General features: G+C 69.7%; 22 protein-coding genes. 11 read left to right on the forward strand and 11 right to left on the reverse strand.

Going from position 1 to position 24219, the window contains the following annotated elements; all coding sequences use genetic code 11:
• Positions 1 to 31 precede the first annotated feature (31 nt).
• Both AC1DBE_RS07585 and AC1DBE_RS07590 read right to left on the reverse strand, forming a co-directional pair.
• A complete protein-coding gene (locus tag AC1DBE_RS07585) occupies positions 32 to 2806 on the reverse strand; it encodes a PEP/pyruvate-binding domain-containing protein (RefSeq protein WP_476970142.1) in 2775 nt (924 codons plus the stop codon).
• Between the two features lie 51 nt (positions 2807 to 2857).
• Positions 2858 to 3892, reverse strand: coding sequence for a universal stress protein (locus AC1DBE_RS07590; protein WP_476970143.1), 1035 nt, complete (start codon positions 3890 to 3892; stop codon positions 2858 to 2860).
• 390 nt (positions 3893 to 4282) lie between these two features.
• On the opposite strand from AC1DBE_RS07590, the gene AC1DBE_RS07595 reads away from it, so the two are divergent.
• Positions 4283 to 4963: an FAD-binding protein gene (locus AC1DBE_RS07595; RefSeq protein ID WP_476970220.1), complete on the forward strand. Its 681-nt coding sequence runs from the start codon at positions 4283 to 4285 to the stop codon at positions 4961 to 4963.
• 72 nt (positions 4964 to 5035) lie between these two features.
• Here the strand turns inward: AC1DBE_RS07595 and AC1DBE_RS07600 are convergent, their stop codons facing one another.
• Positions 5036 to 5695, reverse strand: a complete 660-nt coding sequence (locus tag AC1DBE_RS07600; RefSeq protein WP_476970144.1) for a copper resistance CopC family protein — start codon at positions 5693 to 5695, stop codon at positions 5036 to 5038.
• Positions 5696 to 5807: 112 nt separating this feature from the next.
• On the opposite strand from AC1DBE_RS07600, the gene AC1DBE_RS07605 reads away from it, so the two are divergent.
• Together AC1DBE_RS07605 and hutG are read left to right on the forward strand one after the other, a co-directional pair.
• The gene (locus tag AC1DBE_RS07605; protein WP_476903527.1) at positions 5808 to 7250 is read left to right on the forward strand and encodes an NCS2 family permease; all 1443 of its coding nucleotides are present in this window, start codon (positions 5808 to 5810) and stop codon (positions 7248 to 7250) included.
• Between the two features lie 171 nt (positions 7251 to 7421).
• Positions 7422 to 8369, forward strand: coding sequence for a formimidoylglutamase (gene hutG / locus AC1DBE_RS07610; protein ID WP_476970145.1), 948 nt, complete (start codon positions 7422 to 7424; stop codon positions 8367 to 8369).
• Between the two features lie 35 nt (positions 8370 to 8404).
• Here the strand turns inward: hutG and AC1DBE_RS07615 are convergent, their stop codons facing one another.
• Entirely contained in the window at positions 8405 to 9709 is a 1305-nt protein-coding gene (locus AC1DBE_RS07615) for a cation:proton antiporter (RefSeq protein WP_476878149.1), read from the reverse strand.
• 189 nt (positions 9710 to 9898) lie between these two features.
• Here AC1DBE_RS07615 and AC1DBE_RS07620 point away from each other — a divergent pair, with 189 nt between their 5' ends.
• Entirely contained in the window at positions 9899 to 10135 is a 237-nt protein-coding gene (locus tag AC1DBE_RS07620) for a hypothetical protein (protein ID WP_476878150.1), read from the forward strand.
• Between the two features lie 128 nt (positions 10136 to 10263).
• On the opposite strand, the gene AC1DBE_RS07625 is transcribed toward AC1DBE_RS07620, so the two are convergent.
• The 4 genes from AC1DBE_RS07625 to AC1DBE_RS07640 form a co-directional block, all read right to left on the reverse strand.
• The gene (locus tag AC1DBE_RS07625; RefSeq protein ID WP_476878151.1) at positions 10264 to 10500 is read right to left on the reverse strand and encodes a hypothetical protein; all 237 of its coding nucleotides are present in this window, start codon (positions 10498 to 10500) and stop codon (positions 10264 to 10266) included.
• A gap of 151 nt (positions 10501 to 10651) precedes the next feature.
• Entirely contained in the window at positions 10652 to 12244 is a 1593-nt protein-coding gene (gene hutH / locus AC1DBE_RS07630) for a histidine ammonia-lyase (protein WP_476903526.1), read from the reverse strand.
• 34 nt (positions 12245 to 12278) lie between these two features.
• Complete coding sequence (locus AC1DBE_RS07635) at positions 12279 to 13976, reverse strand: urocanate hydratase (RefSeq protein WP_476878153.1); 1698 nt, start codon at positions 13974 to 13976, stop codon at positions 12279 to 12281.
• Positions 13977 to 14130: 154 nt separating this feature from the next.
• Complete coding sequence (locus AC1DBE_RS07640) at positions 14131 to 14982, reverse strand: IclR family transcriptional regulator (RefSeq protein ID WP_476878154.1); 852 nt, start codon at positions 14980 to 14982, stop codon at positions 14131 to 14133.
• Between the two features lie 364 nt (positions 14983 to 15346).
• Between AC1DBE_RS07640 and AC1DBE_RS07645 the strand changes: the two genes are divergently transcribed.
• Positions 15347 to 15604, forward strand: a complete 258-nt coding sequence (locus AC1DBE_RS07645) for a hypothetical protein (RefSeq protein ID WP_476903525.1) — start codon at positions 15347 to 15349, stop codon at positions 15602 to 15604.
• A gap of 130 nt (positions 15605 to 15734) precedes the next feature.
• Here AC1DBE_RS07645 and AC1DBE_RS07650 read toward each other — a convergent pair whose 3' ends face one another.
• Together AC1DBE_RS07650 and AC1DBE_RS07655 are read right to left on the reverse strand one after the other, a co-directional pair.
• The gene (locus AC1DBE_RS07650) at positions 15735 to 16484 is read right to left on the reverse strand and encodes a 3-hydroxybutyrate dehydrogenase (protein WP_476903524.1); all 750 of its coding nucleotides are present in this window, start codon (positions 16482 to 16484) and stop codon (positions 15735 to 15737) included.
• Between the two features lie 63 nt (positions 16485 to 16547).
• Positions 16548 to 17927 carry an MFS transporter gene (locus AC1DBE_RS07655; RefSeq protein WP_476878157.1) on the reverse strand — a complete coding sequence of 460 codons (1380 nt, stop codon included), beginning with the start codon at positions 17925 to 17927 and terminating at the stop codon, positions 16548 to 16550.
• Positions 17928 to 18060: 133 nt separating this feature from the next.
• Here AC1DBE_RS07655 and AC1DBE_RS07660 point away from each other — a divergent pair, with 133 nt between their 5' ends.
• Complete coding sequence (locus AC1DBE_RS07660; protein WP_476878158.1) at positions 18061 to 18978, forward strand: LysR family transcriptional regulator; 918 nt, start codon at positions 18061 to 18063, stop codon at positions 18976 to 18978.
• 28 nt (positions 18979 to 19006) lie between these two features.
• On the opposite strand, the gene AC1DBE_RS07665 is transcribed toward AC1DBE_RS07660, so the two are convergent.
• Positions 19007 to 19963 carry a spermidine synthase gene (locus AC1DBE_RS07665; RefSeq protein ID WP_476970146.1) on the reverse strand — a complete coding sequence of 319 codons (957 nt, stop codon included), beginning with the start codon at positions 19961 to 19963 and terminating at the stop codon, positions 19007 to 19009.
• Positions 19964 to 20145: 182 nt separating this feature from the next.
• Here AC1DBE_RS07665 and AC1DBE_RS07670 point away from each other — a divergent pair, with 182 nt between their 5' ends.
• From AC1DBE_RS07670 to AC1DBE_RS07690, 5 genes are all read left to right on the forward strand, one after another.
• The gene (locus tag AC1DBE_RS07670; protein ID WP_476970147.1) at positions 20146 to 21036 is read left to right on the forward strand and encodes a hypothetical protein; all 891 of its coding nucleotides are present in this window, start codon (positions 20146 to 20148) and stop codon (positions 21034 to 21036) included.
• Complete coding sequence (locus tag AC1DBE_RS07675; RefSeq protein WP_476877874.1) at positions 21033 to 21464, forward strand: phage holin family protein; 432 nt, start codon at positions 21033 to 21035, stop codon at positions 21462 to 21464. Before AC1DBE_RS07670 ends, AC1DBE_RS07675 begins: the two co-directional genes overlap by 4 nt.
• A gap of 15 nt (positions 21465 to 21479) precedes the next feature.
• Positions 21480 to 22076 carry a DUF3618 domain-containing protein gene (locus AC1DBE_RS07680; protein WP_476970148.1) on the forward strand — a complete coding sequence of 199 codons (597 nt, stop codon included), beginning with the start codon at positions 21480 to 21482 and terminating at the stop codon, positions 22074 to 22076.
• 81 nt (positions 22077 to 22157) lie between these two features.
• Positions 22158 to 23279 (forward strand): YihY/virulence factor BrkB family protein, encoded by a 1122-nt coding sequence (locus tag AC1DBE_RS07685; RefSeq protein ID WP_476970149.1) that lies wholly within the window; start codon positions 22158 to 22160, stop codon positions 23277 to 23279.
• A 75-nt stretch (positions 23280 to 23354) separates the two neighbouring features.
• Positions 23355 to 24206: a universal stress protein gene (locus AC1DBE_RS07690; RefSeq protein WP_476970150.1), complete on the forward strand. Its 852-nt coding sequence runs from the start codon at positions 23355 to 23357 to the stop codon at positions 24204 to 24206.
• The last annotated feature ends 13 nt before the right edge of the window (positions 24207 to 24219 follow it).

Below are 24219 nucleotides of genomic sequence, written 5' to 3' on the forward strand. Positions count from 1 at the left end.
ACAGTACGCCCGGAACGGGGGGCTGCGACCGTCAGCGGACAGATTCCTCCGGCGGCCCCGCAGCGGGCCGGCCGGCGGCCGGCGGCGGCTCCGGGACCACGGTTCCGGCGCCGCCGTCGACCGTGACGCGTTGCCCGGTTGTGATCAGCGAGGTGGCGTCGGGGACGCCCACCACGGCCGGGATGCCGTACTCCCGGGCGACGACGGCGCCGTGTGAGTTGGGGCCGCCCATTTCCATCACGAGCCCGCCGGCCGTGAGGAACAACGGGGTCCAGCCGGGGTCGGTGGAGGGGGCCACGAGGATCTCGCCGGGCTCCAGCCGCGCCCCGAGAGGCTCGAGGATCACGCGGGCGGCGCCGCTTACCGTGCCGGCCGAGGCAGGACTGCCCGTCAGCACACCGGGTACTCCTGCCGCTCCCCCGGCAGCGGCGGACTGCACGGCCTCGGGTTCGGTCCCGTCCGAAAGAAGGACCCGGGGGATGTGCCGCCGGCCAAGTTCGTGGTCGTAGGCCTCACGGCGCCGGGCCACCAGCTGGTACAGCACCTCTCCGGCGAGTGCTGCCCGGACCTCCACCAGGTCGAGGAAAAAGACGTCGTCCGTGGCCCCGATACGGCCCGCCGCCGCCAGGTCACTGCCGATGGCCCGCAATTGCGCCCGCACCGCGGCGAGCGCTTCAACAATGTGGTATTTCGGGAGTTCGCGCAGGCCGGCGAACATCCGGACGCGCCGGAGCGCAGCGCGCACCAGTGCACCCCGCAGCCTGCTCCGTTCTCCCGCAGCCGCGGCCAGGCGGTCCACCTGCGCCTCGGCCTCGCGCGCAGCCTTGCTGAACTGCCGGTCCGGGGCCTGGTCCGGGTCCTCCAGCCGCAGGTAGTTGGCCAGGACGCCGAGGATGTGCGCCGGGTCGTCGGACCAGCGGGGCATCCCCAGGTCTATCTCGGCCACGGCCCGGTGCCCGTAACGGCCCAGGAAACCGGCCAGCCCGGACTGCACGACGGCGGGCAGGGAGTGTTCGCGGTAGCGCCGGGCGAGCTCCTGCACCCCGGCGCCGGGAGAAGCCTCGGCGAACACGGCGGCCCCGGCGGCATCCTCCCGGATGGCCATGGCGAGGTGCCAGAGGGCCAGGTCCATCTCCGTGGTGACGTTGTCCGGGAGCCCGCGCAGGACCGGCTGCAGCGCCCCCGGCCCGGCGGCTGAGCCCAGCAGCTTCCCGGCGGCTGCCAGCAGGGCAAAGCCCAGCGCCGGCACCGGCAGGATATTGGGCACCACCGGGAACAATTCACGGCCGAGGATGCGCTCCACGTGGTCCAGCCGCTGCTCCGCCGTCGAACCGGCCGGAACCACCAGGGCGGCGCGGAAGCGTTCACCGAACGCCTCCACCCGGCGCAGCGCGGCATTCGGCCGGAACAGCGCCCGGAGCAGGGACTCCGGGATCCGGGCCCGCGCCGCCACGGGGACCACGTGCCGCAGCAGCCGCCACGGGGACCTGCTGGTCACCGAGAACCGCGGGTCATCGAACAAGCCTCGCAGCACCGTGGCGGAACGGGCCTCCATCACGTCAAAGACCCGCGGAACAATAGCCCGCCCGACGCCGCTGCGCGCCACCGCGGTCAGGTCAAAGAACAGCCGCTGCCCGGCCTGGACGTAGGGTGGCGGACCGTCGTGGGGTACCGGCACCTCAAAGTGCGCGGCCCGTGCCACCGACGCGGCGATCAGCCGGAAGCCCGCCAGTCCCATGGGGGTCAGCGGCCGGGTCAGGCCCTGCGCCAGGCTGAAGCACAAGTAGACGCGGGTCCCGTTGTGGACGGCGGCCCGCTCGGGCAGCGGATACAGGGTGGTGATCGGCCGTGACTGCGTCAGCCACACCCCGCCCGCGTCATCGATTGCCCATTCGATGTCCTGCGGGGCACCGAAGTGCAGTTCCGCACGGCGGCCCAAGAGCTCGAGCGCCAGCAGCCCGGCGTCGTCAATGCACGGTTCCGCGCCGGCGGCCGGCTGGACGATCCGCTCGGTGCCGCCGCCCGGCAGCGCCCGGATGGCCACGCCCTTGCTGCCGATGCGGCGCTCCAGGATCCTGCGGGTCGCACTGTCGACGACGAAGTGGTCCGGGTTGACGGCCCCGGACACCACCGCCTCGCCGAGCCCCGGACTGGCCTCGATCACTGCCTCGTGCCGGCGGCCGGTGACAGGGTTGGCTGTGAACAGGACGCCGGCCACGGTGGCGTCTACCATCGCCTGGACCACCACGGCCAGCGACACCGTGTCCGGGCTGATCCGTTGGGTGGCGCGGTAGCTCACGGCGCGGTCGGTCCAGAGGGAGGCCCAGCACCGCCGCACGGCGGCCAGGACATCGCCGGCCCCGACAACGTTCAGGAACGTGTCCTGCTGCCCGGCGAAACTGGCGAAGGGAAGGTCTTCGGCGGTGGCCGAGGACCGGACGGCGACGGCGGCGTCCGGTCCCAGCGCGGCGTAGGCGTCGCGGACGGCCCCGGCAATATCGGCCGGGATCTCCGCGGCCAGGACCAGGGCGCGGGCGTCGGCGGCCAGTGCGGCGAGCGCCGGGAGGTCGTCCGGGGCGGCCGCGGCCAGTGCGGCGTGGACGGCGTCCAGGCCGGCGGACGACGTCGCCTGCCGGTACGCCCGGGTGGTCAGGCAGAAGCCCGCCGGGACCGGGAGCCCGGCACGGATCATTTCCCCGAGGTTGGCGCCCTTGCCGCCGACCTCCGGCAGCAGTGCGGCCTGCTCCAGGCCGAGGACCAGCCGGGGCTGCGGCCCCGGCCCGCCGGGAACGGGTGACTGGCCCATCTGCCGCTCCTTCCTTCGCTGCGAAAGCGCCTGCCCCGGGGTGCGGGGCTGTTAGTCCCCGAGCATGGGTCCGAAGCTGGGCCTGTCGGCCAGCCGCGGGTCCTCCCGGTCCGGGACCACCATCACGGGGCCCTTGGCGTGGTGCAGGATGCCGTCGGAGGTGGATCCCAGGAGCATCCCGGCGAAGCCGCCGCGGCCGCGGGTGCCCACGACAACCAGCTCGGCGTGCCGGCTGGCCTCGACCAGGATGTCGATCGGGGACCCGTCGACCAGCTGGGTGGTGACCTCCAGCCGCGGGTAGTGGCTCTTGAGCCAGGCGACGCCCGCGTCGAGCTGGACCCGGATATCGGCGAACAGGGCTTCGCGGTCCATTGGGGCCGGAACCCAGGCCAGTGAGCCGCTGTACTGCGGGACGGCGCACACCAGGCGCAGCGGTGCGCTGAGTCGTTCGGCCTGGGCCGCGGCCTCGAGGACCGCCACCCGGGCCTGCTCGGAACCGTCGACGCCCGCCACCACCACGTTTTCAACGAGCTGCCGGCCGGACTTCTCACGCTCGGCCCGGACGTGTTTGTCGTCAGTGGTCTCGCCCAGCCGGTCACCGCAGATCAGCGGCACGGTCACCGTGGGGCATTTGGCGTGGGCGGGCAGTGCGCTGGAGACCGAACCGAGCAGCCGGCCCACAAAACCGCCCCGGCCGCGGGTGCCGAAGACCAGCAGCTCGGCGGTTTCGGTCATCTCCAGCAGGACCCCGGAGGCGTCGCCGTTTTCCACCGAGGCGTCGACTTCAATGTTGTAGCGGGCCACCTTGTCGAGTGCCTGCTTCAGGATGGCTTCTGCGCCCTCGCGGATCACCGAGTCGTCCACCGTGGCGTAGCCGCCGTCCAGGCCGGATGCCGCGAAGACCGGGACGGAGTATGCGGTGACAATGTGCAGCGGCCGCCGGCGCCGCTCGGCTTCGCGGGCAGCCCACACCAGGGCGCAGTGGCTGTGGTCCGAGCCGTCGACGCCGACCACGATTCCCCGGGGCGCGGGGCGCTCGCCGGGGGCATCGCCCACCGGATCCGGATGCACCTGTTCTCGGGCCATGGGGTCCGCCTCCTCGCGATACGTGGCTGTGTTGCGGCTATTCTGCCAGATCAGTCCTGCCGTGCGCGCCACCGGGGGCACGGGCAAGGTTTACCGGGTGTTTACACGGCCGGCTGCCGGCACACATACGCGGGGATACGGGGCCGGAGGGGCTCCGCCGCCCGGCGGGAGGCCGCAAAATCCGCGCGGTTCCGGGGCAAACAAGCACGTCTGATGACCCCCTAGGCACGGCCGACAATCTTGGGTATTCTCTGAGGCATTGCCGAACCGAGATTCGTCTTTCAGATCGCCGACTTCCCCGGGAGCGCGACCGGACGGATTGGCGGAGAAGCGTTCCGGGCACTGGCCCGGGATGACCCATTTTTCGAGGAGGACCCCGGAGTGTCGAGCATGCCTGTGTGCGGCGGAATCGAGCGGACCAACACTGTGGTCATCGGTACGGGTCTGTCCGGTCTGGCGGTCGCCAGTGAGCTGCAACGCCGCGGCGTGGGCGCCATTGTGGTGGACGGGCTGGACCTGCTCGGGGCCGGGAATCCGGCCAACACCTCATCGCTGCAGCGGTGCGACGCCGCGGACGCCGCGTCCCTGCGCGAGCGCAACGAGATCCTCCGGCACCTGCGCAACTACGCTGCCAGCCACAACCTCGATATCCGCAGCAACGTCCGCGCCCTGCAGCTGGACCATCTGGGGGCCGACGGCGGATTCGCCGCGGACGGATTCAGCGGGTTCCAGGGCGCCGGTTTCGACGCGCCCGGGCTGCCGGGCCCGGCCCAGCAGTGGGCCGTGAGCACCCCCAATGGCGTCCTGTACGCGGACCATCTGGTCCTCACCCGCTGCGCGCACAGCCAGTTGCGCCGCATGCTGGCCGAGCTCGGGGTCGCCGCGGGACAAAACCTGATGGCCGCCATGCACGCGCTGGGCATGTACCTCGTGGGGGTCGGCGAGCTGATTACGCCGACGCCGAAGGAAGCCCTGCGCCAGGCCAAGCTGGTGGGGCAGGCGATTTCGGCGAAGGTCCACCCGGAGGGGATGCCGGTGCTGCTGTCCGGCGGGCTGGCCCTGCCGGCCTGAGAGACCGACTCTTCCGACGCCGGCTGGCGCCCGCTGGCGCCAGCTGCTGCTATCGGCGTCCCTGCGCCTCCGTCAGCTTTTGCTGCTGACGTCCGTCCCATCGTCGTCGCCGGCAGCGTCAGCCTCGCCGTCGTCGCCGTCCTTCAGGCGCCGCTTCGCCATCAGCCCCAGCGTCACCAGGATGCCGACCGCCACGGCGACGAACAGCACGATGCTCCAGGGGAAGGGTTGGGAGGCGTCGGGCACTTGCGTGGGCGCGATGGTGGTGCCCGGGGGCGCGGTGCCCAGGGTCGGAACCGACCCGCCCGCAGTTCCGGCTCCCGCCGTCGAACCTCCGGCCGCTGCGGTGGCCGTAAACGTGAAGGTACCGTCGATCGGGTGCCCGTCCGAGCTGGCCACCCGCCACTGCACGGTGTAGGCGCCGGCCGGAGCGCCCGACCTGAGCTTCTGCGAGACCACGTTGTCCACGATCTCCGCCGCGCCGTCGGCCCAGTTGGTTCCGCCGGCGTCGTTGACCTTGATCTGGGTGCCGAGCGCCAGGGGATGGTTGCTGAGCGTCAGCGATACCGCGGCCGGCGGAACGGGAACTGTCGCGTTCGCAGCCGGGCTGGTCGACTCAACGGCGTCGTGGGCCGACGCCGGACCGGCACCCAGCAGTGCGGTGCCCAGCAGGACCACCGCCACCGTAAGGAGGCCCAGCAGGGCGCCCGGAAGTTTTCGGATGAAACGCATGGCAGGCCCGCTCCTCGTGTTGGCTTCCTTACAGACTAGGCGAGTTTGGCGGGTGGGCGCCGTCACGCCTAATAGGATTTAGCTAACACCCCTTTTCCCTCCCGGAGGACCAATGCTTAAGCAGGGCTCTGCACTCGACCGGTATTTCAAGATTTCCGAGCGGGGGTCGAACTTCTCCCGCGAGATCCGCGGCGGGTTCGCCACCTTCTTCGCCATGAGCTACATCGTGGTGCTGAACCCGTTGATCCTCTCCGGGCCGGACTCGTCCGGCGGAACCCTGGGCTTCGCGGCCGTGGCCGCCGTGACCGCCTTTGTGGCCGGCATCCTGACCATCCTCATGGGGGCCTGGGCCAAGCACCCCTTCGCGCTGGCCACCGGCCTGGGCGTCAACGCGTTCGTGGCCGTCACGGTCGCCACCAACCCGGGCCTGACCTGGCCGGACATGATGGGCCTGGTGGTCCTCTCCGGCGTCACCATGCTGATCCTGGTGCTGACCGGTTTCCGGACCGCCGTGTTCAAGGCCGTCCCGGAGGGGCTGAAAACGGCGATCGTGGTGGGCATCGGCCTGTTCATCGCCCTGATCGGCCTGGTCAACGCCGGCTTCGTCCGCCGCATCCCCGACGTCGCGGGCACCACCGTCCCGGTGGGCCTCGGCTTTGACGGCAAGCTCCTGGGCTGGCCCACGCTGGTGTTTGTGGTGGGCCTGATCCTGACCATCGCCCTGGTGGTCCGCAAGGTCAAGGGCGCCATCCTGATCGGCATCATCACCTCGACCATCCTGTCCGTGATCCTTGAATTCACCCTGCACATCGGCCCCAGCTTCGACGGCAAGAACTTCAACCCGCAGGGCTGGTCCCTGGTGGCGCCCAAGTTCACCGAGTGGGCCGCCCCGGACCTCTCCCTGATCGGCAAGGCCAACCCGTTCGGCGCCTTCGAGCACCTCGGTGTGGTGGCCGCGACCCTGCTGGCCTTCGTGATCCTGCTGAGCATCTTCTTCGACGCCATGGGCACCATGGTCGGCCTGGCCACCGAGGCCGGCACCATCGACAAGGACGGCAACATCCCCAACGTGGACCGGGTCCTGCAGATCGACGCCCTCGGCGCGATCGTAGGCGGCGGCGCGTCCGTTTCGTCCAACCAGATCTACGTTGAGTCCGGCGCCGGCATCGGCGAAGGCGCCCGCACCGGCCTGGCTTCGATCGTCACGGGCCTGCTTTTCCTGGTTGCCATGTTCTTCACCCCGCTGATCAACCTCGTGCCGTTCGAGGCCGTGGCCCCGGCGCTCGTCGTCGTCGGTTTTATGATGGTCTCCCAGGTCGGCAAGATCGACTGGCAGGACTGGGGCATCGCGATCCCGGCCTTCCTGACCTTCACCCTGATGCCGTTCACCTACTCGATCGCCAACGGTCTCGGCGCCGGGTTCATCTCCTTCGTCGTCATCCGCCTGGTCCAGGGCCGTGCCCGCGAAGTGCACCCGCTGATGTGGGCCGTGGCCGCCGCCTTCCTGCTGTTCTTCGGCATCGGCACCATCGAGGCTGCGCTCGGTATCCACTAGGACCCGGCTTCCGCCTTCCCGCCCGCCGAGTTGGTACTTCGCAGCAGTGTTTCGCCAAAACATCGCTGCGAAGTGCCGACTCGGCGGCGTTTAAGCGTGGTTTCCGGGATTTCGGACACCCCGACGGCGGCGCTGCTGGCTTTCCGGGCCCGGCTGCGGTGAGCTTGGAGCATGCTTTCCGCCGCCCCCCTCACTGATGTCCCGCCGCAGCCCTGGACAGGCAGGTTCGACGGCGACGGCGCTGAACACCGCCGCTGGTGGCAGGCAGTGTCGCCCTGCACCGCGGACCGGCTCGCCGCGGCGCGGCCGGCCGTCATCCTCGGCTTCGGCAGCGACGCCGGGGTGCGCCGGAACAAGGGCCGGACCGGGGCAGCGGCCGCGCCGGCCGCCATCCGTGCCGCCCTCGGCCCGCTGGCCTTCCACCTGGACCGGGACGTCCTCGACGCCGGCGACGTCACCGTGGACGGGGACGCCCTGGAGGCCGGGCAGGAGCGGGCGGGCCGCGCCATCACGGGGCTGCTCGACGCCGGTGCACTGCCCGTGGTCCTGGGCGGCGGGCACGAGACCGCGTTCGCCAGCTACCTCGGCGTCGCCGGTTCCGCGGCCATCCGCGGCGGCGTCCGGCTGGGCGTGCTCAACCTGGACGCCCACTTCGACCTCCGCGATGAACCGGTGCCCAGCTCGGGAACCCCGTTCCTCCAGATGGCCCGGGCGGAAGCCGCCGCGGGCAGGGAACTGCAGTACGCCGTCGTCGGAATTTCCGAGCCCAACAACACCCCTGCGCTGTTCCGGACGGCCGCGGAACTCGGGGTGGACTACCTGCTGGACGAGGACTGCGCGCCGGACGCTGTGCAGGACTTCGTGGCGGGTTTCCTGGACCGGGTGGACGCCCTGTACCTGACCATCGACCTGGACGTGCTCCCGGCATCCGTGGCGCCCGGCGTCAGCGCCCCGGCCGCGTACGGTGTCCCGCTGCCGGTGATCAGCGCCGTCTGCCGGCAGGTCGCCGCGAGCGGGAAGCTGCTGCACCTTGACGTCGCGGAACTGAACCCGGAGTTCGACGTCGATGGCCGCACCGCCAAGGTCGCAGCCCGGCTGATCAACACCCTCCTGCGCTAACCGCCAGCCCGGGCCAGGCCCGAGAGATCAGGGGATCAGATGGCCGTGTGCGGCGCCTGGCCCTCGTCGCCGTGCTGTTCGACGGCCCGGCGCTGCCGCAGGCGGTCGAGCCGGTTCATCACGGGCGCGGTCGTGGCGCCGTGCAGCACAATCGACAGGGCCACCACCAGCCCCACGAACGCCCAGAGCTGTTCGGCCTGCGCGCTGAAGTTCCCGTGGCCGAGGGCGAAGGCGAGGTAGTAGAGCGAGCCGATGCCGCGGATGCCGAAGAAGGAAATGGCGGTCCGTTCCCGCGGGCCGGTCTTGCCCCGCGCGAGCCCGGCCCAGCCGGCCAGCGGGCGCACCAGCAGCAGGAAGGCCAGCGCCACGAGCACCTCGGCCCAGCCGATGCCGGCCAGCAGGCCGCGGGCGATCGACCCGCCCAGGAGCACCAGGATCACCACGGTCATCAGCCGCTCGAGCTGCTCGACGTAGGAGTGCATCACCCGGTGGAACCCGTGGGTGCGCTCGGCGGCCCGGATGGTGACGGCGCAGACGAAGACCGCCACGAACCCGTAGCCCTCCAGCATCTGCGTCACGCCGTAGGCCAGGAACGTCGCCGCCAGCGCCACGAACCCCTCGGAGTGGTCGGAGAGCCGCACGCTCTCGTGCCGGGCCCCGAAGAAGAGGCGCCCCAGGAGTTTCCCGGTTCCCAGACCCAGCACCACGCCGATCCCGATCCGCCAGAGCACGTCCATGGCGAACCAGTGCCCCAGCCAGTCCGTCGTCCCGGCGCCGGCCAGGCTGATCGCGATGGCCAGGTAGACGAACGGGAACGCCAGGCCGTCGTTCAGGCCGGCCTCGGAGGTCAGACCGAACCGGATCTCGTCCTCGCGCTCGGTTTCCCCTTCCTCGTCGGCCGGCTCCCCCACCTGCACCTCGGAGGCGAGGACCGGGTCGGTCGGGGCGAGCGCGGCGGCCACCAGGAGTGCCGCGCCCAGGCCGAAGCCCAGGAACCAGAGCCCCAGCAGCGTCAGGCCGACGATGCACAGCGGCATGGCCAGGCCGAGCATCCGCCAGGTGGTGGACCACGCCCGGCGGCCGAGCGGACGGTCGAGCGCCAGCCCGGCGCCCATAAGGGAGATGATGACGCACACTTCTGTCAGGTGGGTGACGAATTCCCCGTGTTGCAGCGGGTCGGGGTCCGGCAGTGACGGAATTACGGTGAAGGCCAGCATGCCGGCGCCCAGGAACACCATGGGCATCGAGAGGGGCGCGTTGCGCAGCAGTTTGGGCAGGACAGCCGCGATGAACACGGCAACACCGGCCGCGGCGAAGACAATACTGGGAGCATCGAACATGCGTGCGTTCTCCTTCCGATCCCGGGCGCCGGCCCGGAATGGGTCGGGGCGCCGTTCCAACGGAACGGCGCCCCTCGCCTCAAAACATATACCGCCTTCTGCACACTATCTGCTCAGGGCGGGGACGCCACGCCGGACAGACTAGAATGTAGGGTGGCCAACCGGCCTGATTCTAGGAAAGACCAGTTAATGAACACACACACCATGCAGACCCAGGCCTCTGACGCCACGTCGATCAAGCTCTCGTTTGCCAGCGCCCACGAGGTCCACCACGGCCTCGAGAAGGCCGTCAACACCCTTATCGCGTCGGCCGTCCAGGACCGCCGCTGCGGGATCCGGGTTACCCGCCACGAGCCGGGCGCCTACACGGTAGCGCTCGACGAAACGGTTCCTTTCGGTGAAACCCACGAGGACATCGCCGCCTAGTCTGGCGGCACACGCGAACCAGTTTGGCGGCACACACGAAGGGCCGGTGGGGATACTCCCCCACCGGCCCTTCGTTTTTGCCCGGCCGCGCTGAGCCGCGCTGCTTCGCCGCAGATACCTGCAGGTACCTAGCTGCGCCGCACCTGCACGCCGTCGGACTTCAAAAACAGCTGCGCCTCGGACGGGGTGCCCGGCACCAGCCACAGCACGTTGCCGCTGGATGACACTTCTTCGACTTCCCCGGCCGACAGCACCTGGGCGTGCTTCAGGATTTCCACCCGGTCACCCGCCTTCAGGCTTTTCCAGTCGGAAACCGTGGCGGCGAACGCCGTGCGCCTGGACAGGACAGTCCCGCGTGCTTTCATGAACTTCTACCCCTTTGTAGGTTCCTGCCACAACATCTTTGGTGTGGGCTTACTCATATTTTTACTACACTTCCCGGGCCCCCGCCGACCGTGTCGCCGAACATTTCGGGGGCGCCGGGAAATCCCCGCGTGCCGCGTATTTTCTTTGCCGTCAGGCCAGATTTCCGACGGCGGATTCGGCGGCCGCCCGGACCTTCCCGGAGGCGACCAGCACGTCCGCCGCTTCCAGTTCGGGTGACAGGAACCGGTCCGTGCCCGGGCCCTCCACCACGGAGCGCAGCACGTCGATGACGGCGGCGCCGGCCGGGCCCGGGGTGAGCTCCCCGCCGGAGAGCTGTGTCCGGATGTCCAGCGCGCGGGCCGAGGTCACCAGTTCGATCGCGAGGACCCGGCGCAGGTTCTCCACCGCGCGGCGGAGCTTGCGGGCCGCGTGCCAGCCCATGGAGACGTGGTCCTCCTGCATCGCCGAGCTCGGGATCGAGTCCACTGACGCCGGTACGGCCAGCCGCTTGTTGTCCGAGACCAGCCCGGCCTGCGTGTACTGGGCGATCATCAGGCCGGAATCGACGCCGGGATCGGCGGCGAGGAATGCCGGGAGGCCGTGTGAGCGGGCCGGGTCCAGCATCCGGTCGGTGCGGCGCTCGGCGATGGAGCTCAGGTCCGCGACGGCGATGGCCAGGTAGTCCAGGACATAGGCCACCGGGGCGCCGTGGAAGTTGCCGTTGGAGCTGACCCGGCCGTCCGGGAGCACCACGGGGTTGTCGATGGCGGCGGCGAGCTCGCGGGAGGCCACCAGGGCCGCGTGGTCCACGGTGTCGCGGACTGCGCCGGCCACCTGGGGTGCACAGCGGAGCGAGTAGGCGTCCTGGACCTTGGTGTCGTTGATGCGGTGCGAGGCCACAATCGGAGAGTTGGACAGGACCCGCAGCATGTTATCCGCCGAGGCGGCCTGCCCCGGATGCGGCCGGAGCGCGGCGTGCAGCTCGGGCAGGAACACCTGGTCCGTGCCGAGCAGCGCCTCGACGCTGAGCGCGGCGGTGATGTCCGCCGTCGTCAGCAGCTGGCGGAGATCGGCGATGGCCATCAGCAGCATGCCGAGCATGCCCTCGGTGCCGTTAACCAGCGCCAGGCCTTCCTTCTCGGCCAGGGTGACCGGTTCGATCCCGTGCGCGGCGAGGAGCTCGGCGACCGGGCGGGCACCCTTTACGCCGTACAGTTCCCCGTCCGGGCCAGTGGCTTCGCCTTCACCCATAAGGACCAGCGCGCAGTGCGAGAGCGGGGCGAGGTCGCCGGAGCAGCCGAGGGAGCCGAATTCGCGGACCACGGGGGTGATGCCGGCGTTCAGGACGTCCACCATGGTCTGCAGCACCACGGGACGGACCCCGGTGCGGCCGGAGGCGAGGGTCTTGGCGCGCAGGAACATGATGCCGCGGACCACTTCGCGTTCCACGGCCGGGCCCATACCGGCGGCGTGGCTGCGGATGAGCGACTTTTGCAGCTGGGTGCGCAGTTCGCCGGGGATGTGCCGGTTGGCCAGCGCCCCGAAGCCCGTGGAGATGCCGTAGGCGGGGACGTCGCTGTGGGCGAGGTCGTCGATGTGGGCGCGGACCTTCGCGACGGCGTCGAGGGCGTCCTGGGCGATGGTTACGTGCGCGTCGAGGCGGGCGACGGCGACGACGTCCTCGGGGGTCACGCCGCTGGAGCCGAGGGTGACGGTGAGCGGTGAGTGGGTGGTGAGGGTCATTGCGACCTTCCTAAATTTGAGGGTGGGGGCTGGGTTAGCGGGTTTCCAACATGGGGATGCGGACGCCGCGTTCGTTGGCGACCTCGACGGCGCGGTCGTAGCCGGCGTCGGCGTGGCGGATAACGCCCATGCCGGGGTCGTTGGTGAGGAGGCGTTCGAGCTTCTGCGCGGCGAGGTCGGTGCCGTCGGCGACGGAGACCTGGCCGGCGTGGATGGAGCGGCCGATGCCGACGCCGCCGCCATGGTGCAGGGAGACCCAGGTGGCGCCCGAGGCGGTGTTGAGCAGGGCGTTGAGCAACGGCCAGTCGGCGATCGCGTCGGAGCCGTCGGCCATCGCCTCGGTCTCGCGGTACGGGGAGGCGACGGAGCCGGAGTCCAGGTGGTCGCGGCCGATCACGATAGGGGCCTTGACCTTGCCTTCCTTGACCAGCTGGTTGAACAGCAGGCCGGCCTTGGCGCGTTCGCCGTAGCCGAGCCAGCAGATGCGGGCCGGCAGGCCCTCGAATTCAACGCGCTCGCCGGCGGCGTCGATCCAGCGGTGCAGGTGCTTGTTCTCGGGGAAGAGTTCCTTGATGGCCTTGTCCGTGACGGCGATGTCCTCCGGGTCGCCGGAGAGTGCCACCCAGCGGAACGGGCCGAGCCCCTCGCAGAACAGCGGCCGGATGTAGGCCGGGACGAAGCCGGGGAACTCGAATGCACGGTTGTAGCCCCCCTTGCGGGCCTCGTCGCGGATGGAGTTGCCGTAGTCGAAGACCTCGGCCCCGGCGTCCTGGAATTCGACCATGGCCTGGACGTGCTTGGCCATGGACGCCTGGGCCTTCTTGGTGAAGCCCTCGGGATCGGCGGCGGCCTCGCGGTGCCATTCCTCGACGGTGATGCCCTCCGGCAGGTAGCTCAGGGGGTCATGCGCGGAGGTCTGGTCCGTCACGATGTCCACGGTGAGCTCGCTGGCGTTGTGGCGGCGCAGGATTTCGGGGAAGACCTCGGCGGCGTTGCCGACGTAGCCCACGGACCAGCCGCGGCGTTCTTCCTTGGCTTTGAGGACCTTGGCGATCGCGGTGTCGAGGTCGGTCTCGACCTCGTCGAGGTAGCGCTTGCCGGCCCGGCGGCGCAGGCGGGTCTCATCGACGTCGACGATCAGGCAGGCGCCGTCGTTGAGGGTGACGGCGAGCGGCTGGGCGCCGCCCATGCCGCCGCAGCCGCCGGTGAGGGTCAGGGTGCCCGCGAGCGTGCCGTTCTCGTCCCCGGTGAGTTTCCGGGCGATCGCGGCGAAGGTTTCGAAAGTGCCCTGCAGGATGCCCTGGGTGCCGATGTAGATCCAGGAGCCCGCGGTCATCTGGCCGTACATCATGAGGCCCTCGGCCTCGAGGCGGCGGAATTCGGGCCAGTTGGCCCAGTCGCCGACCAGATTGGAGTTGGCCAGCAGTACGCGGGGCGCCCATTCGTTGGTCCGGAAGACACCGACGGGTTTGCCGGACTGGACCAGCAGGGTCTCGTCCTTCTCCAAGGTTTCCAGGGTGCGGGTGATCGCGTCGAACGCCGCCCACGAGCGGACGGCCCGGCCGGTGCCGCCGTAGACCACGAGGTCGTCCGGGCGTTCTGCCACCTCGGGGTCCAGGTTGTTCATCAGCATCCGCAGCGGGGCCTCGGTCTGCCAGCTCTTGGCGCTGAGCGTGGTGCCGCGGGCTGCTTTGACCGGGCGGGCACCGGTGGTGAAATCGGCGGGTGCCATGGTGGCTCCTTCGTATCTGGTGTTCGGGAAGAGGTTCTGTATCAACTAAAGCCTGTCGGCCGCACCGGAAACAGGGGGTTCAAACGGGTACTGTCCGGAATGCCAGACCCGACCGGCCGCGCTAAAGCGCCGGTTCCCGGACCCGGAACGGAGCCTAGTGCGCGCTGGTGGGGCTGGGGCGGCCGTGGATCCGGACGGAGAGGTCATCGGCGACTTTTTTGACCCGCGCGGCGAGGACCGGCCACTGTTCGGCGGGCAGTTTGTCCTCCAGGAATGTGACGGCGACGGCGGCGGTCGGCCAGCCGGTGTGGTCGGTGACGGCGGCTGCGATCGATCCGAATCCCGGGGTCACCTCGCCGTGCTCGGTGGCGTAGCCCCGCTGCCGGACCTGGTCCAGGTGGGAGGACAGCACCGAGTACTTGGTAATGGGCGTTTCCGTCTCATGCCGGGCACTGAAGGCCGCGGCGTTCGGGTACAGCGCCCGGACCTGGGACTTCGGCAGCGCGGCCAGGATGGCCCGGCCGCTGGCGGTGAGGTGGCTGGGCAGCCGGACGCCGACGTCGGTCACGAGGGAGGGCCGGTTCTTGGCCCGCTCCTCCACGATGTAGAGCACGTCCCGGCCGTGCAGCACCGCCAGGTGGGCGCTCTCGCCGATGACATCCACGAGTGTCGCGAGCATCGGCCGGCCCAGCCGCGAGAGCGGTTCCTGCCGGGAGTACGCGGAGCTGAGCTCGAAGGCGCTGATGCCGAGCCCGTAGCGCTGCTCCTCGTGCAGGTGCAGCACAAAACCGTTGGCCTCCATCACCCCCAGCAGGTGGTAGACGCTGGAGCGCGGCAGCCCCAGGGACGTGGCAATGTTCGACGCCGCCATCGGCCCGCGCTTGGAGGCCAGCAGTTTCAGGATGCGCAGCGTGTTCTCGGCCGCTGGCACCTTGGAGGCGGGCCTGGCGGCTGCCGCCTTAGGCTCGACGGCGGGTGCCTCCGCGGGCAGGGTGGTGGTGGTCATGTGGTCCTCTTCAGCATCGGCCGGTGTCCGGTATCCCGTACTTAAGCATGCCTCCGGATGGTGCCAGCCGGGAGGATCCCGTTCGCACGCGTGTCTGGAATCCCAGACAATCCTGCTGCCTGCTGGGCGGAAGGAAGCTCCGCGGCCGGAGCCTCCGGAGCGGGCGCAGCGTCCAAGTATCCCGCGCCGCCGCCCAAGTGGTGCCGGGCAGGGAAGGGGTAAACGTTACTCGTGTGACTGGTGGGACCGGAGCCTAGGGTGGCTGCACGGGGGCACCGGAACGGCGGCGGTCAGGCTGGGGAGCCCGCATCACCCGGGCCGGGCCCCCGCGAAGGATGTCGGTTCGCGGGCAAGGAGCACTCCCATGGGTCATTCACAGACGGCAGGCACGCGGTCTGCGGGACGGCTCGGCCGGGTCCTTGGCCGCGCCGCACACACTCTTCGCGGCGAGCGGGTCCCGTTCCGGATCGGCCAGGTGGTGGTGGGCGACGACCCCTTCAATGGCCGCCGGCAGGGGACCGTGGTGGCGGTCAGGGCACCGTTCGTGGGGCTGCGCATCCCCGGGACACCGGCCGGAACCCTGATGTTCTTCGATTACCGGGACGTGCGGTCCGCCGAATAGGCGGGCAGGCGGGCCCGCCGGGAGGACCGCAAGGCCACCCGGCCACTCCGGCCGCCCCGGCCTTAAGACGGAAGACCCGCCCGGGCAGGAATGCCCGGGCGGGTCTGCAGCCGATCCCTGTTGCGCAGGGTTAGCGGGCGGACCAGCCGCCGTCCATCGTGTAGCTGGCGCCGGTGACCATACCGGCGTCGTTCGAGGCCAGCCACGCCACCAGGGAGGCGACCTCCTCCGGCTCCACCAGGCGCTTGACGGCGGCCTCGGTAAGCATGATCTTGGTCAGCACCTCGGACTCGGGAATGCCGTGTACCTTGGCCTGGTCGGCGATCTGCGACTCCACCAGCGGGGTGCGGACGTAGCCGGGGTTGATGCAGTTCGAGGTGACCCCGTGGGCGCCGCCTTCCAGGGCCGTGACCTTGCTGAGCCCCTCGAGGCCGTGCTTGGCGGACACGTAGGCCCCCTTGAACGGTGAGGCCCGGAGCCCGTGGACCGAGGAGAGGTTGATGATCCGGCCGAACCCGTTGGCGTACATGTGCGGCAGCGCGGCGCGGATCAGCAGGAACGGCGCTTCCAGCATGAGGGTGATGATGCGGCGGAAGTCGGCCGGATCGAACTCCTCGATCGGGCTGATGCGCTGGATCCCGGCATTGTTGACCAGGATGTCGCAGTCCAGGCTGAGCGTCTGCAGGGCCTCGACGTCGAGCAGGTTGACGGCCCAGGCGGTGCCGCCCACCTCGTCGGCGAGGGCGGTGGCGGCGGCCTCGTCGACGTCGGCGACCACCACCTTCGCTCCCCTTGCCGCGAGGGCGCGGACGCTGGCCGCGCCGATCCCGCCTGCACCGCCGGTGACCAAGGCCTTGCGGCCGTTGAGCGTATTTTCCATTACCCAGCCTTCCAGTTCAGAGATTCAGCGTGATCAGAGTCAAGCACGTCGGGGTGATGCGGGTCAGCGGCTGGCCGCGACGGCCAGGCCTTCGCGTTCGGCGTCGGCCCGGTCAACGTCCTCGAGGGCGACGCCCTTGGTTTCCTTGAGGCTGAGCACGGCCACCGTGGTGATGGCGCACGCGACAACGAGGTAGATGGCGGTGGGCAGCCAGGATCCGGTGTCCTTCAGCCACGCCGTGGCCAGGAGCGGCGCCAGCGAGCCGGCGAAGATCGAGGTGACCTGCGAGCCGAGGGAGACGCCGGCGTAGCGCATCCGGGTGGGGAACAGCTCGGACATCAGGGCGGGCTGGCCGGCGTACATAAAGGCGTGCAGGCACAGGCCGATCGTCACCGCGAGCACGATGATCACCGGGTTGCGGGTGTCGAACATTGGGAACGCGAAGAACGGCCAGGTGGCCCCGGTGATGGCGCCGACCAGGTAGACCGGCTTCCGGCCCCAGCTGTCCACCAGCCGGCCCACCTGCGGGATTACGAGGAAGTGGATGACGTGGGCGATCAGCAGGGCCAGCAGCAGCGAGGAGGTGTCGTACTTGTGGACGGACTTCAGGTAGACGATCGCGAAGCTGACCACGAGGTAGTACATGATGTTCTCGGCGAAGCGCAGGCCCATGGCCTGCAGGATGCCCTTGGGGTACTTGCGGATCACTTCGCGGACGCCGAAGCTCACGGCCTGCTCCTGCTCGAGCTGCGCCTTGGCCTCAAGGAAAATCGGCGACTCGGAGACGTGGGTGCGGATGTAGTAGCCGACGAATACGATCACCGCGGAGAGCCAGAACGCCACGCGCCAGCCCCAGCCGAGGAAGTCGGCGGCGCTCAGGACGTTGGACATGATGAACAGGACCAGGGTGGCCAGCAGGTTGCCGACAGGGACGGCGGCCTGGGGCCAGCTGGACCAGAAACCGCGGGACTCGTTGGGGCTGTGTTCGGCCACGAGCAGCACGGCGCCGCCCCATTCACCGCCGAGCGCAAAGCCCTGGATGAAGCGCAGCGCAACCAGCAGCGCCGGGGCGAGGTAGCCGATGTCGACGAAGCCCGGCAGGCAGCCCATCAGGAAGGTGGAGACACCGATGATGACAATGGTCAGCTGCAGGGTGGGCTTGCGGCCCAGCTTGTCGCCGATCTGTCCGAAGACGACGCCGCCGAGCGGGCGGGCCACGAAACCGACCGCGTAGGTCAGGAAGGCCTGGATGATGCCGTCGAGCTCGTTGCCGGAGGCGGGGAAGAAGTACTTGCCGAACACCAGGGTGGCGGCGGTGGCGTAGAGGAAGAATTCGTACCATTCGACGACGGTGCCAACCATGGATGCGGCGACGATTTTCTTGAGGCCTGCGCCCTTGGGGGCTGCGGCGGGGGGTGTTGCGGAGCGTTGGTCTACGCTCATGTCGATCTCCTTAGTGTCCACGATGACACGCGCTGTGATGCACGGCACTGAAAATGGGCCTCATCGAGTATTGCCGCAGATTTAGTGCGGTTCAATAGCCAAAGCGGCACCATGTATGTGCAGAATTGCAGATATGAACGCTAACCCGGATGACCTGCTGGTCCTGCTGGCCGTCTCCCGTTCGGCAAAATTCACGACGGCAGCCCAGGCCCTGGGCCTGAACCACACCACCGTCTCGCGCCGGATCGCAACCCTTGAAAAGGCCCTTGGCGGCCGGGTGCTGTCCCGGGCCGCCGGCGGCTGGGAGCTGACCGAGCTCGGCGCCGCCGCCGTCGCCGTCGCGGAACAGGTGGAGGGCGCGGTGCGTTCGCTCGAGCAGCCCGGAACGACGCCGGACCCGGTCACCGGCGTCGTCCGCATGACGGCCACCGACGGTTTCAGCGCCTATATCGCCGCCCCGGCGGTGGCCCGGCTCCGCCGGCACCACCCCGGGCTCAGCGTCGAAATCATCACGGTGACGCGGCGGGCGTTGCAGCAGCGCTCCGGGCTGGACATCGAGGTGGTGGTCGGCGAGCCACAGGTGCACCGGGCGGAGGCGGCCCGGCTGGGCGAGTACATGCTGGGTATGTACGCCTCGCGCAGCTACCTGGCCGAGTACGGGACCCCGGCCTCGGTGGAGGAGTTGAAGGCGCATCCGCTGGTGTATTTCGTGGACTCCATGCTGCAGGTTGATGACCTCGACGCGCCGCGGCGGCTGGTGCCGACCATGCGGGACGGGCTGAGCTCCACCAACGTGTTTGTCCATGTTGAAGCGACCCGCGCCGGGGCTGGAATCGGCTTCCTGCCGTGCTTCGCCGCGGACCTGCATCCGGACCTGGTCAGGCTGCTGCCGGACGAGTTCGCGGAGCGGCTCCCCTACTGGATGGTGCTGCGGCCGGACTCGATGCGCCGGCCGGCAGTGGCCGCCGTCGTCCAGGCCCTGCGTGAGCAGACGGACGCCCACCGCGAAGCGCTCATGGGGCGCGGCGGCTACGCATCGATTGCTCCGTAGGCACCGTTTTGGGGCGTAAAAAGGGCAGTTACGGAGCAGTCGGCGACGACGGCGTCGGGCCGGGTGCCGCCGGTGCCGTCGCCGGGGACGCCGGGGCTTCGGGGTCGTGGCGGACGGCGGCACCACCGGCGAAGGCCCGGACCTTGGCGTCGTTCCAGATGTGGGCGGGCACAGCGCCGCCCAGCAGGCGCCGGGCCAGGCCCGGGTCCTCGTCGAACGGCAGGTCGCTGCCGGCGATGATCATGTTGCCGTAGCGCCGGCCCTTGAGCATGGCGGGGTCGGCGATGATCATGGTGTGCGCAAAGGCCGCGGCAATGGTGGCGGCGTCCTCGCGGGCGTTGCGCAGGGCCGGGGCGTCGCCGGAGTTCACCACGTAGATCCCGCCCGGGGCCAGGACGCGCCGGGCGTTGGCGGTGAACTCGCTGGTGGTCAGGGGCCGCGGGGTGACGGAGCCGGCGAAGACGTCCCGGATGATGAGGTCCCGCGTTTGTGGCGTGAGGGCCTCGGTCACTTCCCGCGCCTCGCCCACACGCAGGCGCAGGAGCGGGGCCTTGGGGAGGTCGAACCAGCCGCGGACGTACTCGGCGAGCTTGCCGTCCAGCTCCACCACCACCTGGCGGGCCTCCGGATAGGCAGCATGGAAGTAGCGTGCCAGCGAGCACGCCCCGCCGCCCAGATGCAGGGCGCGCAGCTTGGGCCGCCCCGCCGTCGGCCAGCGCGACTCCACCAGGGCCGCGATCCAGCGCATGTATTCGAAGTCGAGGAACAGCGGATCGGCGAGGTCGATGTGGGAGCTCATCACGCCGTTGATCCGCAGCAGCCACCCGGTGGAATTGTCCTGGTCCGGGATCAGCTCGCAGTCGCCGGTGTCGATGTAGTAGACGCCCGCGGCGGGACCGTCCGGGCGGGTTCCCTTGGGCACATCCACCACTCCCGGCGTCGAGGTTCCGGCGTTGCGGCCGGCCGCCCTGCCCCGCTTTGCCATCAGGCGCCCGCCGTTCCGTCCATGCTTCAACCCTAACCGGCGGGAACCCAGCAATTTCAAAATGGACCTTGCAACCAGATGCCAAGCATGCTTACCATCTAAAGGTAATCATGCTTACTATTCGCGTTCGGCGCTGCCGGTGCTCCTCCCCGGCGGCAGATCTACAAGGAAAGAGAGCGACGATGACAGAGAACCAGTGGCCCCAGGACAGCGGCTACGGCACGCCGGGAGCGCCAGCGGGCACCCAGTTCGGCGCGGAGCCGGAGCTGCGGCCAAGCACAGCTTTCCCGTCGGCCGCAGGGTCGGCCTCCAAGACGGACACCGCCAAGGACGAGGCCGGCGAAGTGAAGCGGCAGGCCGCCGATTCGGCGCAAAACGTGACCGAGACGGCGAAGGCCGAGGCCGCGAACGTGGCCGGCGAAGTCAAGAGCAACGCCAAGGACCTCCTTAACCAGGCCCGGAGCGACCTCACCGCACAGGCCGGGACCCAGCAGCAGAAAGCCGCCGAGGGCCTGCGCTCCATCTCCAACGAACTCCACACGATGGCCGCAGCCTCGGACCAGCCCGGCGTCGCCACCGACCTCATCCGCCAGGCCGCGGAGCGGTCCTCTTCAGTGGCCTCATGGCTGGACAACCGTGACCCTGGGTCGCTGCTGAACGAAGTGAAATCCTTCGCCCGCCAGCGTCCGGGCACCTTCCTGCTGGCCGCCGCCGGCGCCGGCATCCTCGCCGGCCGTCTGAGCCGCAGCCTCAGCGCGGGAGCTCCGGACACGGCCGCGACGGCCTCGTCCCCGTCAACCCGGCCGGCCGCCCCCATCACCCGGGTTCCCGATGCCGGCGTCGCGGTCCCCCCGCCGCCGGTTACCTACCCGGAAACGACGACGGCGGGCGCCGCCGGAACCTACCCGGAGACCACGCCGGCGGGCGCCGAGACCTACCCGCCCAGCCCGCTCGATGGTTCCGGCACCCAGGCGGACCCGTGGGCCAACGACCCGCTGGCCGCCGATCCCTACCGTATTGACCCGGCCATTGATCCCGACCGTAAGGATCCGTTCGACGGAGGCCGTCGATGAGCAGCGAGATGCCTACGGGCGCCCCGATGCCTCCAACCGAGGCCCACGTCAAAGCCGAAACCAACTCCCTGGGCGATCTGCTCGGTGACGTTACGCGGGACATGTCCACCCTGATGCGTCAGGAAGTGGAACTCGCGAAAGCCGAGCTGAAGCAGACCGCCGGCCGGGCCGGCAAGGGCAGCGGCATGTTTGCCGGTGCCGGCATTGCGGGCCACTTCGTCCTGCTGTTCCTCTCCCTYGCCCTGTGGTGGGGACTCGGAACGCTGATGGGGCTGGGATGGTCCGGCGTCATAGTCGCAGTCCTCTGGGGCATCATCGGCGCCGTCCTGGCCTCGGTGGGGCGCAAGGAACTGAAGGCCATCAAGGGTATGCCGCAGACGGCGGAGACCCTCCAGGAGATCCCCCCGACCCTCAAGCCCAGCCACTAGAGCGAGGAAAACACCATGAGTGAGAACCCGGATGCCATCCGCGCAGACATCGAAGCAACCCGCGCCCGGCTCGGCACCAACGTCGATGCCGTCGCGGACAAAGTGACCCCGTCCCACATCGTCCAGCGCCAGACGGACAAGGTAAAGGACGCAGTCTTCGGAGTGAAGGAGAAAGTCATGGGAGCAACCGACCACACGGCCGGCAACGTGCACTCCGCCGGCGGCAGCGCCGCCGCGCACCTGAGCGACGCCGGCTCTGCCGTCGCCGACGCGCCGCACCAGGTAAAGGTAAAGGCCCAAGGCAATCCCCTCGCCGCCGGTCTTATCGCCTTCGGCGCTGGCCTTCTCATGTCCTCGCTGGTCCCTGCCAGCCAAAAGGAACGCGAAGCGGCCGACGCGCTGAAGACGGCCGCCGAGCCGCTCACCACCGAGCTGACCGAAGCCGCGAAGCACGTGGCCGAGGGCCTCAAGGAGCCTGCCCAGGACGCCGTGGAGAACGTCAAGGCCACGGCCACCGACGCCGCCCAGAACGTCAAGGGCGAGGGCCAGGTTGCCGTCGCCGACGTGAAGGACCGCGCGGCCGACGCCAAGGACAACGTCCAGCAGGCCTAGCCAGACCCGGCAGACGGCCGGCTGCCCCGCTGACGCGTGTGGGCAGCCGGCCGCTGCGCTTAACCACGAAAGAAGATTCCGATGGCCAAGAACCACACTCCGGCTCTTACCGGCTCCATGGACGACGCCGAAACCGCCGAGAGCAGCACCGCCAAAGCCCGCACTGCGCCCGCACCGGATGACTCCCGCAAGCCGGAGCGCCCCACGGATGTCAGCAAGCCCTCTTGGAAGTACATCGCCAAGAAGACGCTTCGCGAGTTCACCAAAGACCAGTGCCCCGACCTGGCCGCGTCGCTGACCTATTACTCGGTGCTCTCGATCTTCCCGGCCCTGTTGGCGCTGGTTTCCCTGCTGGGCCTCTTCGGAGACGCCCAGAAAACCACATCGGCGCTGCTGGACATCGTCCAGGGGATCGCGCCGGGCGAGACGGTCAAGACGCTCCGCCCGGTGGTGGAGGAACTGGCCGGCTCATCGGCTGCGGGCCTGACGTTCATCCTGGGCCTCCTCACCGCACTCTGGTCCGCCTCCGGCTATGTCGGGGCGTTCGGCCGGGCCATGAACCGCGTGTACGAGATCGACGAGGGCCGGCCCTTCCTCAAGCTGCGCGGCACCATGCTCGGCGTCACGGTCGTCAACCTGCTGATCGTCGTCGTGCTGGCCGCGATGCTCGTGCTCAGCGGGCCCGTGGCGGAGTCCGTCGGGAACATCATCGGCCTGGGCGCGGCCTTCCTTGCCGTTTGGAACATCGCCAAGTGGCCGGTGATGCTGGTGCTGGTGATTGTGGCGATTGCCATCCTCTACTACGCCACCCCCAACGTGAAGCAGCCGAAATTCCGCTGGATGAGCATGGGATCAGCCATTGCCCTCGTGGTCTTCCTGGTGGCTTCCGTGGCCTTCGGTTTCTACGTGGCCTACTCCAACAGCTACAACAAGACCTACGGGGCCATCGGTGGGGTGATCATCGCGCTGCTCTGGCTGTGGATCCTGAACATGTCGCTGCTGTTCGGCGCCGAGTTCGACGCCGAAACCGAGCGGGGCCGCCAGCTCCAGGCCGGCATCGAGGCCGAGGAGACCATCCAGCTCCCGCCGCGGGACACCAAGCAGAGCGACAAGCTGCAGGCCAAGGAGGAAGAGGACATCCGCCGCGGACGGGAGCTGCGGGAAGAACACAGCGGCCGCAGTCCGCGGGACCAAAGCCCCTAGCCGCCGGGGGCCTCGCCGGTTGTAATAGGCACACGCACCGCTGGGGGTGCTACGTCCGCCTAACCGGGAGGATCCATGCCGGCGCCCGCAGCAGGTTCAGGTAGAGCCGCCGTCGCCGTGGGCTATGACGGCTCCGAATCCTCGCAGCTGGCCGTCCGCTGGGCCGCCGAGTACGCCGCCGCCCATGATCTTCCGGTCCGTGTGGTGCACGCCTGGGTCTGGCCGATGTTCACCAAGGACCTGGGCCCGGTCAAGGGTGTTGCCGGCAGCGGCCTCCGCCACTCGGCGGAGGCCATCCTCGCCGAAGGCGTCGGCCTGGCCTACGGCGTGGACCCGGGCCTCGCCGTCGAGGGCGTGATGGAGGCTGGACTGCCGTCGAAAGTCCTGCGGGAGGCGGCCGACGGCGCGGCCCTTCTGGTGGTGGGCAGCCGCGGGATGGGCGGGGTCCTCGGCCACCTGGCCGGATCGGTGTGCCTGGAGCTCGCCGGCGTCGCCCCGTGCCCGCTGATGGTGGTCCGCCGGCCGCACCTGCCCGGCCGGCCCGTCTTCGCCGGCATCGACGCCGAACCCGGCAGCTCGGCGGTGCTGGCTGCCGCCGCCGGGTTGGCCGCCGCCACCGGCGCCGAACTCAGGCTTATCCACGTGGACCCGGGCCGCGGCGGGGAGGGCACGGACCACGGCCGGCACGCCCCGCTGCACGGCCAGGAGCTGTTGGATTACGCGCTGGGGGCGGCCGAAAAACTTGCCCCGGCCCTGCCCGTCACCGGAACCCTGAAAGAGGGCCACGCCGCGGCCCGGGAACTGGTGGACGCCGCCGAGGACGCGGATGTGCTGGTGCTCGGCACCCACCACCGCGGGCGGGGCATAGGCAACACAGTTTCTGCAGTGCTGCACAAGGCGGCCTGCAATGTCATGATTACCCGCTGATTCCGGGCTCCGG

It is taken from the genome of Arthrobacter sp. 10T416 (assembly GCF_056394165.1).

Excerpts from the sequence above, each read along its gene's own strand:
- AC1DBE_RS07585 (WP_476970142.1), bottom strand. The coding sequence starts at position 2,806 with ATGGGCCAGTCACCCGTTCCCGGCGGGCCGGGGCCGCAGCCCCGGCTG.
- AC1DBE_RS07685 (WP_476970149.1), top strand. The coding sequence starts at position 22,158 with ATGGCCAAGAACCACACTCCGGCTCTTACCGGCTCCATGGACGACGCC.
- hutG (WP_476970145.1), top strand. The coding sequence starts at position 7,422 with ATGCTTTCCGCCGCCCCCCTCACTGATGTCCCGCCGCAGCCCTGGACA.
- AC1DBE_RS07625 (WP_476878151.1), bottom strand. The coding sequence starts at position 10,500 with ATGAAAGCACGCGGGACTGTCCTGTCCAGGCGCACGGCGTTCGCCGCC.
- AC1DBE_RS07690 (WP_476970150.1), top strand. The coding sequence starts at position 23,355 with ATGCCGGCGCCCGCAGCAGGTTCAGGTAGAGCCGCCGTCGCCGTGGGC.
- AC1DBE_RS07645 (WP_476903525.1), top strand. The coding sequence starts at position 15,347 with ATGGGTCATTCACAGACGGCAGGCACGCGGTCTGCGGGACGGCTCGGC.
- AC1DBE_RS07600 (WP_476970144.1), bottom strand. The coding sequence starts at position 5,695 with ATGCGTTTCATCCGAAAACTTCCGGGCGCCCTGCTGGGCCTCCTTACG.
- AC1DBE_RS07620 (WP_476878150.1), top strand. The coding sequence starts at position 9,899 with ATGAACACACACACCATGCAGACCCAGGCCTCTGACGCCACGTCGATC.
- AC1DBE_RS07605 (WP_476903527.1), top strand. The coding sequence starts at position 5,808 with ATGCTTAAGCAGGGCTCTGCACTCGACCGGTATTTCAAGATTTCCGAG.
- hutH (WP_476903526.1), bottom strand. The coding sequence starts at position 12,244 with ATGACCCTCACCACCCACTCACCGCTCACCGTCACCCTCGGCTCCAGC.
- AC1DBE_RS07665 (WP_476970146.1), bottom strand. The coding sequence starts at position 19,963 with ATGGCAAAGCGGGGCAGGGCGGCCGGCCGCAACGCCGGAACCTCGACG.
- AC1DBE_RS07615 (WP_476878149.1), bottom strand. The coding sequence starts at position 9,709 with ATGTTCGATGCTCCCAGTATTGTCTTCGCCGCGGCCGGTGTTGCCGTG.
- AC1DBE_RS07660 (WP_476878158.1), top strand. The coding sequence starts at position 18,061 with ATGAACGCTAACCCGGATGACCTGCTGGTCCTGCTGGCCGTCTCCCGT.
- AC1DBE_RS07595 (WP_476970220.1), top strand. The coding sequence starts at position 4,283 with ATGCCTGTGTGCGGCGGAATCGAGCGGACCAACACTGTGGTCATCGGT.
- AC1DBE_RS07650 (WP_476903524.1), bottom strand. The coding sequence starts at position 16,484 with ATGGAAAATACGCTCAACGGCCGCAAGGCCTTGGTCACCGGCGGTGCA.
- AC1DBE_RS07655 (WP_476878157.1), bottom strand. The coding sequence starts at position 17,927 with ATGAGCGTAGACCAACGCTCCGCAACACCCCCCGCCGCAGCCCCCAAG.
- AC1DBE_RS07590 (WP_476970143.1), bottom strand. The coding sequence starts at position 3,892 with ATGGCCCGAGAACAGGTGCATCCGGATCCGGTGGGCGATGCCCCCGGC.
- AC1DBE_RS07640 (WP_476878154.1), bottom strand. The coding sequence starts at position 14,982 with ATGACCACCACCACCCTGCCCGCGGAGGCACCCGCCGTCGAGCCTAAG.
- AC1DBE_RS07635 (WP_476878153.1), bottom strand. The coding sequence starts at position 13,976 with ATGGCACCCGCCGATTTCACCACCGGTGCCCGCCCGGTCAAAGCAGCC.
- AC1DBE_RS07670 (WP_476970147.1), top strand. The coding sequence starts at position 20,146 with ATGACAGAGAACCAGTGGCCCCAGGACAGCGGCTACGGCACGCCGGGA.
- AC1DBE_RS07680 (WP_476970148.1), top strand. The coding sequence starts at position 21,480 with ATGAGTGAGAACCCGGATGCCATCCGCGCAGACATCGAAGCAACCCGC.